The organism is Fervidicella metallireducens AeB, assembly GCF_000601455.1.
GTDB lineage: Bacteria > Bacillota > Clostridia > Clostridiales > Caloramatoraceae > Fervidicella > Fervidicella metallireducens.
On sequence record NZ_AZQP01000052.1, the window covers coordinates 1 to 14,295 of the forward strand.

Genomic DNA, 14,295 nt, shown 5'->3' on the forward strand with positions numbered 1-14,295 from the left:
TACCTACACCTGGGAAATGGGACGCCAATTAGCTGGCATCTCAGGAAACGGAATAAATGTTTCCTTCAAATACAATTCTGAGGGAATTAGGACAGAAAAAACAGTAGGAACAGTAACAACAAAATATCATCTTGTTGGGGATAAGGTAACCTTTGAATCAAATGGAACCGACACAATCTACTACTCCTACGACAGCAGCGATAATCTTATAGCCATGAAGTTAAACGGAGTAGAGTACTACTATATAAGAAATGCTCAGGGTGATATAATAGGATTATTATATGGTATAGGAACTCAGGTAATATTAGGGACGTAATATTAGGGACGTATAGTATATGTGGAAACACTAAGTATATGTCCCCATTGATTTTTATCTACCTTGGCAAAAGTGTTGAGAGGAAGGCTTGGTTTGTGTGCTTAAATGCAATTATATTATTACCGAATATTGAATTTTCTAGGATCGCAGAGCAGTTTTTATGTGCGAAGTTTTAGTTATTAATTTAATTTAAAAGCAGTATAATATCTAATATTAGAAATAAAAGCCAAAGACTCTAGGTGGAATAAAGAATAATAATCTGATAAAATGTAAATATCAATATATGGTTACGTAAAGTAATTTTTTATAAGTAAATTATTTATATTATAAAGTGATGGTTTTATTAGGATGGTGAGAATATGGAAAAAGATATTTTACAGGCTATTAGAGAGTTAATAAGAGATGAATTAAGACCAATTAATGAAAGACTTGAGAATATTGAGAGTGATGTTAAATATATTAAGGAAAAACATGGGGAGAAACTTGATTTACTTATTCAATTTGAGAAAAACACTCAATTTGCTCATGAGAAGATAGACAATAAATTAGCTAAGATTGAAAATAGACTGAAAGTTTTAGCTGAAGAAGATTTTGATATAAAAGTTGATATAATGGGAGTTAAGGAAGATCTAAAGGTAATAAGAGGCGGAAAAGAGTAACATGGTAGCAAGTCCAGTCAGGCAGAAGCCTCCCGGACTAGGATCCATGGGTGACTACAAAAACGTAATAAATAAACAGTTATGGACAGCTTGTCCGCAAAGTAGAATGAAAGGGACTTTCGTAATTGTTAGGGACGGTCAATAATTGTTAGGGACGGTCAATACTAGTTTGGAAAGAGGGGGATATTAGTTGTTATATCCTCTTTCTACTGGTGCCCCAGCATAGGCCACATCTTAGCGGTGAAAATTCGCTATGGGCTTGGTAGTGGAAATCACTATGAAAAACATTCTAAGAACATTTGATAAATGGTTAAGGCGAAGGATTCGAGTGTGTTTTTGGAAACAATGGAAGAAGATTAAAACTAAACATGACAATCTTGTAAAATTAGGAATTGAAAATAGTAAGGCATGGGAATATTCAAACACAAGAAAGGCTATTGGAGAATATCCAACAGCCCTATATTATCCAGAGCACTAACCAATAAATACCTTAAAGAAATAGGTTTGGTTTCAATATCTGAATTTATTCATCTGTACATTAATTTCTATTGAACCACCGTGTACCGAAGGGTAAGCACAGTGGTGTGAGAGGACGATGAATAAAATAATTATTCAGCTCCTACTCGATTCTTATCTCAAGATTGTTTTTAACATTTCTCACACCTTCAACGCCTTCAGCTATCTCTAGGGCAGCTTCCATTTGATGCATTGAATCAACATATCCTGAAAGGAGAACACTTCCGTTATTTACATCAACAACAATATCACTATCTTTCATGTTATGTTGTGAAAACTTCTGATAAAGGTTGTTGTTTATTGTTACATCATCAATTTTATTAAGTGAGTCTATAGTTATATGGGAAACAACATCCTTTACCCCTAAAGCCTTACTGGCTTGATGAATCGCAAGGTTTTTAACCCTAAGTGTTGGAACCCTTCCTTCAAGAACAGCAACACCTCTGTTCACCTTTACACTGACTGGTGTAAGTTCAGGATTTCCCTTAAATTTACTGATAACCTCAGCTTCAGCTTCTTTATCAGTAAATGTTCCATCTGTTGAAATCGTAAGGCAGTTTTCAATTTTCTTAACCCCCTCAACTCTGAAAGCAAGTTCCTCTGCTGCATTTTTTTCAGCAAGAACATCAACAAAACCAGAAAGGGTAACATAACCATCTTTAGACCTGACCTGAATATTAAGTTCAGATTCACGCATTTCCTGGTCAAGATATGCCTTTATGTTATGTTCAATTATCTTATCATAATTTTGTTCCAAGTTATCAACCCCTTATCAAAGAAATAAACCTGTTAATTGATAATTTTCCCATAAATTAATATTTAATTCATCATCTTGCTATACTATGACAGAAAGTTTTGGTATATAATTATATTTGAATAGTATGCAGGGAGTGGAATTGGATGGGTGACTTATCAAGTTTAATGAGAATTATAACAAACATATCATATAAAAACGTAATAGACATTGCCATAGTGGCTTACATAATATACAAAATATTTATTTTGATAAGGCAGACAAGCAGAACAGTTAATAAAAGGTCTTATTTTTATTGGTATAGTTATGAAGGCAAGCCAAGTATTTGGGCTAGTTACCCTTCACTGGATTATTAAAAACACACTTACTGTTGGAGTGATTGCCCTTATAATAATCTTTCAGCCAGAACTTAGAAAGGCTCTTGAACACCTTGGAAGAACTAGATTTTTATCAAGACGAATGTTTGATAATGATGAGGAAATAAGGAAAGTCGTTGAAGAAATTTCATTGGCAGCTGTTAACTTATCTGATACTAAAACAGGAGCCCTGATAATACTTGAACAGGAAACTGGTTTAAATGACTTTACCCACAGTGGAATAAAAATAGATGCCGCAGTATCCTCAGCTTTATTAGAAAATATATTTGTTGAAAATACTCCCCTTCATGATGGTGGAGTTATCATTAGAAGGGACAGAATAGCAGCAGCGGCATGTGTTCTACCATTGACTGAACAGGAGGTTAAGAAAGATTTAGGTACCCGACACAGGGCTGCCATAGGAATAACCGAAAATTCAGATGCTATAGCTGTAGTAGTTTCAGAAGAAACAGGAATAATTTCTTTAGCTATAAATGGAAAATTAACCCGGAATTATAATTATGAAAAACTTACAAATGTTTTAACTAAAATTTTAGAGCATAATCTTGAGGACGATTTCAGTATGTTTAAGAAGGTGAAAGCATGGCTCACAAAGACAAAAAAGAAATAACTGTTATGGTGCTATCAGTATTATTAGCCTTTCTTATGTGGATTTACGTTGTACAGGATACAGATCAGGAAATAAATACAATAGTTGAAAATGTTCCAGTTATATTGGCTAATGAAAATGCCATTCAGGAATCTAATTTAGCTCTGGCAAATCCAGGTCAGCAGCTTACAATTAATCTGGCTGTTAAAGGAGCACCTAGGGATATTATGAATGTCAGAGTAGAGGATTTCAGAGTTGAAGCAGACATGGATGTTGCCCTTAAAAAAGGTCTGAACAATATACCTATAAGGGTAACAAGAAAGCCTTTAGGAGTTGATATAGTTCAAAACATTGAAACCTCCTATGTTAAAGTTACCTTAGATAAGCTTGAAAGAAAGTCAGTGCCTATAAGATTAAACTTAGTTGGTGTTCCTAAATCAGGTTACGGATATATGCAGCCTGTGTTAAGACCTACTGAAGTGCTTATTTCAGGTCCTGCCACACAAATAAATTTTGTAGAGGCTGCTGTAGGAAGGATAGATGTAACTGAAAATTCAGCAGATGTTAAAGCCTCAATACCTTTAAAACCAGTAGACAGAGAAGGTAGAATTGTTGAATATGTAAAAATAGAACCATCACTGGCTGATGTTTATCTGTCAATAAAACCAACAAAGGAAGTACCCATAATTGTTAAAAAGACAGGTAAATTACCTGAAGGTAAGGTTTTAAAATATATGAATACAAGTATAAGTAAAGTTACAATAGTTGGAGATTTAAAATACTTAAACGAAATCAAATATATAGAGACAGTTCCCTTTGATTTATCAAATATTCAGGAAAATATAACCCAGGAGTTACCTTTTAACATACCACCCAATATAAACATATCAGGGGACATAAAAGGGATTTCGGTAGAATTTGGTATCGAAAATAAAACATCTAAAACAGTAGATGTTTCTGTAAGTATATTAAATGCAAACGACTCTTATAATTATGTATTTTCTTCAAATACTATTAGTGTGACTATTGAGGGTGCAGAAAGTATTGTTAAAGACATTGATAGCAGTAACATATCAGCAGTAGTTGACATAAAGGATTTTGCCGAGGGAGTACACATTATACCAGTAAAAATATATGGGCCAGATGGCACACAAATAACGTCATATACACCACAAAGAATTACAGTAACGATTACGAAGAAATGATGGAGGAAAGAGATGACTATAAAAATAAATAACATCAGGATTTCAATTGATGATGACATAAGCAAGGTACAGACTTTAGCTGCTAAGATGCTGAATATAAATCCTAAGGATATGCAAAATTATAGGATTGTCAGAGAATCTATAGATGCAAGAAGAAAAAATAAAATAGATTTAATTTACCATGTTCAGTTTGAATGCGATAAGGAAAAGAAATTAGTAGAAAAGGCTAACAGTAATGATGTTAAATATGAAGAAAAGAAAGAACAAGAAAAATTTGAATATGGAAATGTTAAGTTAACCAATAGACCTATTATTGTAGGAAGCGGACCGGCAGGATTATTTGCCGGTCTTGTCATGGCGAAAAATGGGTATAAACCTCTGATTCTAGAGAGAGGAAGTTCTGTGGAAGAAAGAACATATAAAATCAATAATTTCTGGAAAAATGGACAACTAGACTTAAACAGTAATATACAATTTGGAGAAGGTGGAGCAGGAACTTTTTCAGATGGTAAACTGACAACTAGAATTAAGGACAACCGAATTGATATAGTTTTAGAGGAATTTGTTAAAGCCGGAGCACCAAAGGAAATAATGTATTCATTTAAACCCCATATTGGAACTGATATTTTAAGGGATGTTGTAAAAAACATCAGAGAAAAGATTATTCGCTTAGGTGGAGAAGTTAGATTTAATTCAAGGGTAAGTGATATTTTATTAAAAAATAATAGAATAACTGGCGTGATAGTAAATGGGGAATATGAGGTACCTTGTGATGTGGTAGTTTTTGCAATAGGACATAGTGCAAGGGATACATTTGAGATGCTATTTAATAGAGGATTAAACATGTATCAAAAGCCATTTGCTATTGGTGCAAGAATTGAACATATTCAAGAATTAATCGACAATAACCAATATGGAATATATTCTAAACACCCAAAGCTACGGGCTGCAGACTACAAACTTACATATAACAGTAAAAGGCTTAATAGACCATGTTATAGTTTCTGTATGTGTCCTGGTGGAACAGTGGTGGCAGCATCTTCAGAAGAAGGAATGGTTGTTACAAATGGTATGAGCCAATATGCCAGAGATAAGAAAAATGCCAATAGTGCACTTGTTGTAGGAATAACTACGGAGGACTTTGCAAGTGAGCATCCTCTTGCAGGTTTTGAATTTCAAAGACAATATGAAAGACTTGCCTTTAAAACTGGAGGAAATAATTATTATGCTCCAGTTCAGCTGGTTGGTGATTTTTTAAATGACAGGATATCAACAAAATTAGGCAGGGTGGAACCTACTTACACAAGAGGATATAATTTTGCAGAAATAAAGAATTGTCTTCCGAATTATGTCGTAGAAGTTATGAAAGAAGCTCTTCTTGATTTCGACAAGAAAATTAAAGGATTTGCAGGAAAAGATGCAATTCTTACGGGGATTGAAACAAGAACGTCATCTCCTGTAAGAATTGAAAGAAATGAATACATGGAACATTCACACATACAAGGAATTTATCCAGCTGGTGAAGGGGCAGGATATGCAGGAGGAATAATGTCAGCTGCAGTTGATGGCATAAAGGTTGCAGAGGAAATTATGAAAAAGTTTCATCCAGTTTAATACAAAAATGGAGACGAAAAATTTAAATTTTAAAATATATGACATATATGTTGCAAATATCATGTTTTATACATTAAAATAATATTAAAAGTATAACATTTTTCTATAAAAGGGGTTAAAATTTTATAATAATTTCAGGGGTATAAAATTAAGAAAATTTAATAAGGGGGAAATTTATGAGACGCTATATTTTGGTTATCAATCCTGGTTCTACATCCACAAAGGTTGCCGTATTCGATGGAGTAAAGAATATAAAACAGAAGAACCTAAGTCATAGCGCTGAAGAAATATCAAAATTTGACAAAATAACTGATCAATATGAATTTAGAATGAATGCAATATTGAATTGGTTAAAAGAAGAGGGCTATGGAACCAGTGAGCTTTCTGCAGTAGTTGGTAGAGGTGGTTTATTAAAACCAATGCCATCTGGTACATATATGGTTACTGATGCAATGATAGAGGATTTAAAGATAGGGGTTCAGGGTGAACATGCATCAAATCTTGGAGGGATAATTGCAAAGGCAATAGGGGATAATGAAGGTATCAGATCCTTTATTGTAGACCCAGTCGCTGTTGATGAGTTTGAAGATATTGCAAGATATTCAGGGCTTCCACAGCTTCCAAGGAGGTCTCTTGTTCATGCTCTTAACATTAAGGCTGTTTCAAGGAGAGCTGCTGAAAAGTTGAACAAAAAATTAGAAGAATGTAATTTTATTGTAGCCCACCTAGGTGGAGGAATTTCAGTTGCACCTCTGAAAAAAGGAAGAATTGTAGATGTAAATAATGCCAATGAGGGAGGGCCTTTTTCACCAGAAAGAGCTGGAGGGGTTCCAGTAGGCGATTTAGTTAATATTGCCTTTTCAGGAAAATATTCATACAAAGAATTGAAAAAGAAAATGGTTGGTCAGGCTGGACTGGTTGGCTACCTTGGAACAAATGATGCAAGAGAAGTAGAAGCAATGATTGAAAGAGGTGACGAAAAAGCAGCTTTAATTTTTAAAGCAATGGCATATCAAATTGCTAAGGAAATTGGTGCTTGTGCTGCTGTACTTTCTGGAAAAGTGGATAAAATAATATTGACAGGTGGTCTTGCACACTCTAAAAGATTGACACAAGAAATTAGTCAAAGAGTTGAGTTTATTTGTCCTGTTGAGCTGATACCAGGGGAAGATGAAATGCAGGCACTGGCTGAGGGGGCTTACAGGGTTATAAATAATCAAGAAACAGCAAAAATTTACGAAGAAGAGGTGTAGAGAATGGTTAAAAACTTTGAACAAGTTTTAGAAAAAGTTAAATGTGGCAATATTAAAAAAGTGGCTGTTGCAGTTGCACAGGATGAACCAGTTCTTGAAGCGATAAAAGATGCAAAAGAAAAGGGACTTGCTGATGCTGTACTAGTTGGGGATAAAGAGAAAATAGAAGAAGCTGCAAAGGTTGTAGGACTTAATCTTGATGATTTTGAAATAATCCATGAACCAAACAATGCCCTTGCTGCAAAAAAAGCAGTTGAGCTTGTTTCAACAGGTAAGGCAGATATGGTTATGAAGGGACTTATAGATACTGCTACATTCTTAAAGGCAGTTTTAGATAAAGAAAAGGGTTTAAGAACAGGAAAGGTATTATCACACGTTGCTGTTTTTGAAGTTTCTGCCCTGGACAGAATACTTATAGTTACAGATGCAGCTATGAACATAGCACCTGATTTATCAACTAAAAAGCAGATACTTGAAAATGCAGTTCAGGTAGCAAAGGCAATAGGATTTGAAATTCCAAAGGTTGCAGTTGTTGGAGCTGTTGAAGTTGTTAATCCAGATATGCAGCCAACTCTAGATGCTGCAGCATTATCAAAGATGAACGACAGAGGCCAGATAAAGGGATGTATAGTTGATGGACCATTAGCTATTGATAATGCATTATCAGAAGAAGCTGCACATCATAAAGGAATAAAGAGCCCAGTTGCAGGAAAAGCAGATATCATACTTGTTCCAAATATTGAAACAGGTAATGTTATGTATAAAACTTTAACTTATGCTGCAAATGCAAAGAATGGTGGGATATTAGCAGGAGCTGCCGCACCAGTTATTCTTACTTCAAGAGCAGACAGCCCAGAGAGCAAACTATTCTCAATTGCACTTGCTTGCCTTGTTGCTGGTTGTAAATAGCCACAAGGCCCCAAAATTTTAAGTTAATGTGTCAGAAAATAATGAACATTATAAAGATTGTCAAAGATTTATCAATATGAAATAGGAGGAACTAAAATGTTTAGAATGCTGATTATCAACCCAGGTTCTACATCAACAAAAATAGCAGTTTATGATGATTTGACCCCAGTTTTTGTTGAGACTTTAAGACATTCTTCAGAAGAACTTGCTCCTTATAAAACTATATTTGAGCAATATGATTTCAGAAAAAATGTAATCCTGAAGGCAGTTGAAGATAAGGGAGTTGATATAAAGACTCTTAATGCTGTTGTGGGAAGAGGTGGACTTTTAAAATCAATAGAAGGCGGTACTTATGCAGTTAATTATATTATGCTTGAAGATTTAAAGATTGGAGTTCAAGGACAACATGCTTCAAATCTTGGCGGTGTAATAGCTTATGAAATTGCAAAATCATTAAATCTTCCTTCATATATAGTGGACCCAGTAGTTGTTGATGAAATGGATGATATCGCAAGGGTTTCAGGTATGCCTGAAATAACTAGAAAGAGTATATTCCATGCTTTAAACCAGAAAGCAGTTGCTAAAAGATATGCAAAGGAAAAGGGAATTAAATACGAAGACTTAAATCTTATTGTTGCTCATATGGGTGGAGGAATCTCAGTTGGAGCACATAAAAATGGAAGGGTAGTGGATGTAAACAACGCCCTTGATGGAGATGGTCCATTCTCACCAGAGAGAACAGGAAGTCTTCCAGTTGGGGATCTTGTAAAAATGTGCTATTCAGGAAAATATACTATAGATGAAATAAAGAAGATGATTACAGGTAAAGGTGGATTTGTTGCTTATTTAAACACTAATGATGGTAGAGAAGTTAAGAAAATGATGGATGAAGGCAACAAAGAGGCTGAACTGGTTTACAAGGCTATGGCATATCAAGTAGCTAAGGAAATTGGTATGTGTGCTGCAGTTCTTTCAGGAAAAGTTGATTCCATTATCTTAACTGGAGGACTAGCATATGGTAAAGAGCTAGTTGATTGGATAACTGAAAGGGTAAGCTTTATTGCACCAATTACAGTATATCCAGGAGAAGATGAGATGCTAGCCCTTGCAGAAGGTGGATTAAGAGTACTAAAGGGCGAAGAAACTGCAAAGGAATATAAGTAGGGTGAAAAAAATGGATTCAAGAATTAGAGTTTTTACCGGTCATTTTGGAAGCGGTAAAACGGAGATTTCTTTAAATTATGCCTTAAGACTTGCAGAACAGGGTAAAAAGGTTCTCATAGCAGACCTTGATATAGTTAATCCTTATTTTTGTACCAGGGATCAGGAAGCGTTGCTGAAGGAAAAGGGAATAAGGCTGATTTCAACACCAAAGGAATTTGCAAATGCAGAATTAGGCACTATTCCCCACCATACAATGGTTGCCTTTAACGACAAATCATATGATGTTGTTTTGGATGTTGGCGGAGATGATAAGGGTGCTGTAGCCTTAGGTCAATATAACAGATTTTTCAGAGAAGAGGACTATGATATGTATTTCGTTGTAAATACAACAAGACCTTTTACAAAGAATGCAGAAGGTATTTTAGAGTTTATCTCTGAAATAGAAACAGCATCAAGACTGAAGGTGAAGTACTTAATAAATAATGCCAATCTATCATATGAAACAACAATAGACCATATTTTAGAAGGACAAAAAATTCTAAAGGAAGTATCAGAAAAAACAGGACTTCCAATCAAATACACAGTTGTCAGAGAGGATTTAGTTAGTAAACTCCCTGACAATATTGAAGGAGAGATACTTCCACTTAAGATTTTTATGCTTCCACCTTGGAACAGGGAACTTGAATAAACTATAAAGCTAAAGTAGAGTCTAGTTTTATAAAAAATAGATTCTATAATATATAAACCTTTAAGGAGGGTTGATTTATGGCAATAGCAAAATTCAGAGAAGAAAGATGTAAAGGCTGTGGTCTTTGTCTTGAAGTATGCCCAGTAAAAATTATAGGTTTTGATGAAAAGCTTAATGCTAAGGGATACCATCCTGCAGCTATAACTGAAGAAAATATGAAAAAGTGTGTTGGCTGCGCATCATGTGCAAGAATTTGTCCTGATTTAGTAATAACAGTAGAAAAATAAATTATAGGGAGGTTAGCTTAATGGCTGAAAAGATTTTAATGAAAGGTAACGAAGCTATAGGCGAAGCTGCTATTCATGCTGGATGTCAATGCTTCTTTGGTTACCCAATAACACCTCAAACAGAAGTTGCTGCTTATATGGCAAGAAAAATGCCTAAAATAGGAAGAGTATTTTTACAGGCAGAAAGTGAAGTTGCAGCTATTAACATGGTTTATGGAGCTGCAGGTTCAGGAGTTAGAGTTTTAACTTCATCATCAAGTCCAGGAATAAGCTTAAAGGCTGAAGGTATTTCATACATTGCTGGTGCTGAGCTTCCATGTGTTATCATTAACATTGTTAGAGGAGGTCCAGGACTAGGTGGTATTCAACCAGCACAATCAGACTATCTGCAAGCTACAAAGGGATGTGGACATGGAGACTATAAGATGGTTGTTTTTGCTCCAGCATCAGTTCAGGAAATGGTTGACCTTGTTCAGGAGGGATTTGATGTAGCTGATATGTATAGAACTCCTGTAATGGTTATGGGAGATGGTATGCTTGGGCAAATGATGGAACCAGTTGAATTTAAAGAAAGACAAGGAAGACAGCTTCCATCAAAGGATTGGGCTACAACAGGTTTAAGAGGAAAGAGAGAAAAACACAATGTTATAAATTCTTTATTCTTAAAGCCTGAAGAACTTGAAGAACATAACAGAAAGCTTCAAGCAAAATACAGAGAAATTGAAAATAATGAAGTTAAATATGAAATGTACAACTGTGAAGGTGAAGTTGACATTGTAATAGCAGCATACGGTATAACTTCAAGAATATGCAAAAATGCAGTAAAGATGCTTGAAAAGGAAGGTATAAAGGTAGGTTTAATCAGACCAATTACCCTATGGCCATTCCCATCAAAAGCATTTGAAGAAATGTGTGGAAAAACTAAACACGGATTTATCTCAGTTGAATTAAGTGAAGGACAAATGATAGAAGACGTTGCCCTAGCAGTTAACGGAAGAGCTCCAATACACTTCTATGGAAGAAGCGGTGGTATGGTTCCAACACCAGCTGAGATTGCTAATAAGATAAAGGCAATTGTAGGAGGTGCAAAGTAATGGCTGTAATATTTGAAAGAACAAAGGGACTATTAGATGTTCCTACACATTACTGCCCAGGTTGTACTCATGGTGTAATTCATAGATTAGTTGCAGAATCACTTGAAGAACTTGGGGTTTTAGACAGAGCAACAGGAGTTGCACCAGTTGGATGTTCAGTTTTGGCATATGACTATTTTTCATGTGACATGCATGAAGCAGCCCATGGTAGAGCACCAGCAGTAGCAACAGGAATAAAAAGAGCAATTCCTGATAGTATAGTATTTACATATCAGGGAGACGGAGACCTTGCTGCTATAGGAACAGCTGAAATCGTTCATGCTGCTGCAAGAGGTGAAAGAATAACTACTATCTTCGTAAATAACTGTATCTATGGTATGACTGGTGGACAGATGGCACCTACTACACTTCCAGGTCAGGTTACAGAAACATCACCATATGGAAGAGATGTTAATACAGCTGGTCATCCAATAAGAGTTGCTGAAATGATTTCAACACTTGATGGAGCAGTTTATGTTGAGAGAGTTTCAGTTGACAGCGTTCCAAATATATTAAAGGCTAAGAAGGCAATAAAGAAAGCCTTTGAAATCCAAATGCAAGGACTTGGATTTACGTTAATTGAAGTGCTTTCAACATGTCCAACTAACTGGGGATTAGCACCTGTTGAAGCACTTAAGTGGTTAAGAGAAAACATGATTCCTTACTACCCACTTGGAGTTAAAAAGGATGCAACTACTGGGGAGGTGAAGTAACATGGCACATCAAGAAATAATTTTCGCAGGATTTGGTGGTCAAGGTATACTTTCAATGGGAAAATTCCTTGCTTATGCAGGGTTAGACGAAGGATTAAATGTGTCATGGTTCCCATCATATGGTCCAGAGATGCGTGGAGGAACTTCAAACTGTTCAGTTATAATAGATGAAGATCCAATAGGATCACCACTAGTTGTTGATGCTTCAACAGTTGTTGTTATGAACAGACCTTCACTTGATAAATTTGAAAGTCATGTAGTACCAGGAGGACTTTTAATTATCGATTCAGACCTTGTGAATAGAGAACCAGAGAGAACTGATATAGATATAATAAAAATACCTGCTCAGACAGCAGCAGAAGAAGTTGGTTCAAAGAAGATTGCTAACATGGTTCTCCTTGGAGCACTAGTTGAAAGAACTAAAATTGTTCCAATGGAAGCTTTATTACACGCTCTTAAGGCACATGGAAAAGAACAATTCTATGAATTAAATAAAAAAGCCCTTGAAAAAGGTGCAGAATACGCAAGAAAGTAACAAAAATACCTCAAGGATTTAATCCTTGAGGGTATTTTTAAAAATATAGGGACATATAAGTGTAGTTATTACATTAAATATATGTATCAATTTACAAAAATGGAAAATATTATTTACAACGTAACAATGTTATGTTACACTAAAATTGTAAAAAATTATGTAATTGATATTATTGGGAGGATTTATATGGAAAAGACAAAAAACAATTTAATTCTTTCAGGTGCAGGCTCAGTAGCAGGAGGGGTTTATGATAAGGTTAGTATAAGTGGGGCTGGAAAAATTAATGGTGACACAGAGTGTGAAACATTTGTAGCAAGCGGAGCTGCCAGTGTAAATGGTAACATAAAAGCAAAGAAGGCCACTTTATCAGGTGCTGTAAAGATACATGGCAATATCTCAGCTGGAGATATTTTCGCCAGTGGTGCTTCATCTGTGAAAGGAAATGTAAAAGCAGAAAATATTGATGTATCAGGGGCGTCAACTGTAACTGGTAATATTGATTGCGAAAAAATCAAAGTTAGCGGAGCAGCAAAGATAGGAGGAGATTGTGAAGCAGAAATTTTTGAAGCAGATGGAATATTTAAAATCGGAGGACTGTTAAATTCAGGTGAGATATATATAAAGGTATCTGGTGATTCCTCAGTAAAGGAAATTGGTGGGGAAAAAATTGAAATCATTAAAGGACACAATAGAATTATTGGTTTTGATTTGGGAAAGGTATTTAAAAGTTTTTTTAATGCTGGTTACGATTGTAACTTAGTTGTTGAAATTATAGAGGGTGATGACATAAAACTGGAAGCAACAACTGCAAAAGTAGTCAGGGGAAACAGGATAACAATCGGAAGGGATTGCAAAATAGACTTAGTAGAATACAAAGAAGAATGTAATGTTGTAGATAACGGAGTAGTAAATGACAAAAAACAAATCATCTAAATGAGGAGGAGTTATAATGCCAGGAGAACTTATTTCCAAAAAGGAGCTTCTGGAATTAACAGGAATTTCCTATGGACAGCTTTATAGATGGAAACGAAAAAATCTTATACCTGAGGACTGGTTTATAAAAAAATCAACCTTTACAGGACAGGAAACTTTTTTTGATAAGGATAAGATATTAGAAAGAATAGATAAAATAAAGAGTATGAAGGATGATATGGATCTTTCCCTGGATGATATTGCAGATATGTTTTCACCTCAGCTTGCCAACATAATACTAAAAAAGGAAGAATTATTACAAAAAAAGATTGTTACTCAAATGAGTCTGGATATATATAAATCACTTCATAAGGATACAGAGGTTTTTACCTTCGAAAAAATACTAAATATTTCTATACTTGAGAAGTTTTTGGAGTCTGGTTCAATAAGTGTTGATGAGGGGAAGGTCATTCTTCAGTGTATTGAAGAAAATTACAGTAAATTCAAAGATAGACAGTGCCAGGCAATATTTTTAAGAAAGTTTGGTGTAGGCATATGCATTTTGACAGCAGTGCCAAATGAAATATATTTTGATAAAACAACTAATCTGGCAGCAAGGGTTAACATAACAGATATAATAGAGGTATTGAAATCAAAGATAACTATTAAGG

General features: G+C 35.0%; 15 protein-coding genes and 2 pseudogenes. 16 read left to right on the top strand and 1 reads right to left on the bottom strand.

What is annotated here, in order from left to right; genetic code table 11:
• From Q428_RS12125 to Q428_RS12135, 3 genes and pseudogenes are all read left to right on the top strand, one after another.
• Positions 1-316: pseudogene (locus tag Q428_RS12125) on the top strand (RHS repeat-associated core domain-containing protein); the annotation flags it as partial.
• 359 nt (positions 317-675) lie between these two features.
• Entirely contained in the window at positions 676-975 is a 300-nt protein-coding gene (locus tag Q428_RS12130) for a hypothetical protein (RefSeq protein ID WP_035381330.1), read from the top strand.
• Positions 976-1,252: 277 nt separating this feature from the next.
• On the top strand, positions 1,253-1,453 hold the full coding sequence (locus tag Q428_RS12135; RefSeq protein WP_341349041.1) for a group II intron maturase-specific domain-containing protein: 201 nt from the start codon (positions 1,253-1,255) through the stop codon (positions 1,451-1,453).
• A gap of 141 nt (positions 1,454-1,594) precedes the next feature.
• Here Q428_RS12135 and Q428_RS12140 read toward each other — a convergent pair whose 3' ends face one another.
• On the bottom strand, positions 1,595-2,248 hold the full coding sequence (locus tag Q428_RS12140) for a BON domain-containing protein (protein WP_035381332.1): 654 nt from the start codon (positions 2,246-2,248) through the stop codon (positions 1,595-1,597).
• 143 nt (positions 2,249-2,391) lie between these two features.
• Between Q428_RS12140 and cdaA the strand changes: the two are divergent.
• From cdaA to Q428_RS12205, 13 genes and pseudogenes are all read left to right on the top strand, one after another.
• Positions 2,392-3,232, top strand: a pseudogene (cdaA, locus tag Q428_RS12145) (diadenylate cyclase CdaA).
• Complete coding sequence (locus Q428_RS12150; RefSeq protein WP_035381334.1) at positions 3,205-4,416, top strand: CdaR family protein; 1,212 nt, start codon at positions 3,205-3,207, stop codon at positions 4,414-4,416. The pseudogene cdaA and the gene Q428_RS12150 overlap by 28 nt, the downstream one beginning before the upstream one ends.
• Positions 4,417-4,428: 12 nt before the next feature.
• Entirely contained in the window at positions 4,429-6,030 is a 1,602-nt protein-coding gene (locus Q428_RS12155; protein ID WP_035381336.1) for an NAD(P)/FAD-dependent oxidoreductase, read from the top strand.
• Positions 6,031-6,206: 176 nt separating this feature from the next.
• Positions 6,207-7,283: a butyrate kinase gene (buk, locus tag Q428_RS12160; protein ID WP_035381338.1), complete on the top strand. Its 1,077-nt coding sequence runs from the start codon at positions 6,207-6,209 to the stop codon at positions 7,281-7,283.
• A 3-nt stretch (positions 7,284-7,286) separates the two neighbouring features.
• Complete coding sequence (gene ptb, locus Q428_RS12165) at positions 7,287-8,192, top strand: phosphate butyryltransferase (protein ID WP_035381340.1); 906 nt, start codon at positions 7,287-7,289, stop codon at positions 8,190-8,192.
• Between the two features lie 96 nt (positions 8,193-8,288).
• Positions 8,289-9,356 (top strand): butyrate kinase, encoded by a 1,068-nt coding sequence (gene buk, locus Q428_RS12170; protein ID WP_035381342.1) that lies wholly within the window; start codon positions 8,289-8,291, stop codon positions 9,354-9,356.
• A gap of 10 nt (positions 9,357-9,366) precedes the next feature.
• Positions 9,367-10,044 carry a nucleotide-binding protein gene (locus tag Q428_RS12175; protein WP_035381344.1) on the top strand — a complete coding sequence of 226 codons (678 nt, stop codon included), beginning with the start codon at positions 9,367-9,369 and terminating at the stop codon, positions 10,042-10,044.
• A gap of 77 nt (positions 10,045-10,121) precedes the next feature.
• Positions 10,122-10,331: a 4Fe-4S binding protein gene (locus tag Q428_RS12180; protein WP_035381346.1), complete on the top strand. Its 210-nt coding sequence runs from the start codon at positions 10,122-10,124 to the stop codon at positions 10,329-10,331.
• A gap of 20 nt (positions 10,332-10,351) precedes the next feature.
• A complete protein-coding gene (locus Q428_RS12185; RefSeq protein ID WP_035381348.1) occupies positions 10,352-11,425 on the top strand; it encodes a 3-methyl-2-oxobutanoate dehydrogenase subunit VorB in 1,074 nt (357 codons plus the stop codon).
• The gene (locus Q428_RS12190) at positions 11,425-12,177 is read left to right on the top strand and encodes a thiamine pyrophosphate-dependent enzyme (RefSeq protein ID WP_035381350.1); all 753 of its coding nucleotides are present in this window, start codon (positions 11,425-11,427) and stop codon (positions 12,175-12,177) included. The genes Q428_RS12185 and Q428_RS12190 overlap by 1 nt, the downstream gene beginning before the upstream one ends.
• A gap of 1 nt (position 12,178) precedes the next feature.
• Positions 12,179-12,712: a 2-oxoacid:acceptor oxidoreductase family protein gene (locus Q428_RS12195; RefSeq protein ID WP_035381352.1), complete on the top strand. Its 534-nt coding sequence runs from the start codon at positions 12,179-12,181 to the stop codon at positions 12,710-12,712.
• A gap of 186 nt (positions 12,713-12,898) precedes the next feature.
• On the top strand, positions 12,899-13,645 hold the full coding sequence (locus tag Q428_RS12200; protein ID WP_035381354.1) for a polymer-forming cytoskeletal protein: 747 nt from the start codon (positions 12,899-12,901) through the stop codon (positions 13,643-13,645).
• Between the two features lie 16 nt (positions 13,646-13,661).
• Positions 13,662-14,295: YhbD family protein (locus Q428_RS12205; protein ID WP_035381356.1), on the top strand; the 634-nt coding region annotated here is incomplete at its 3' end.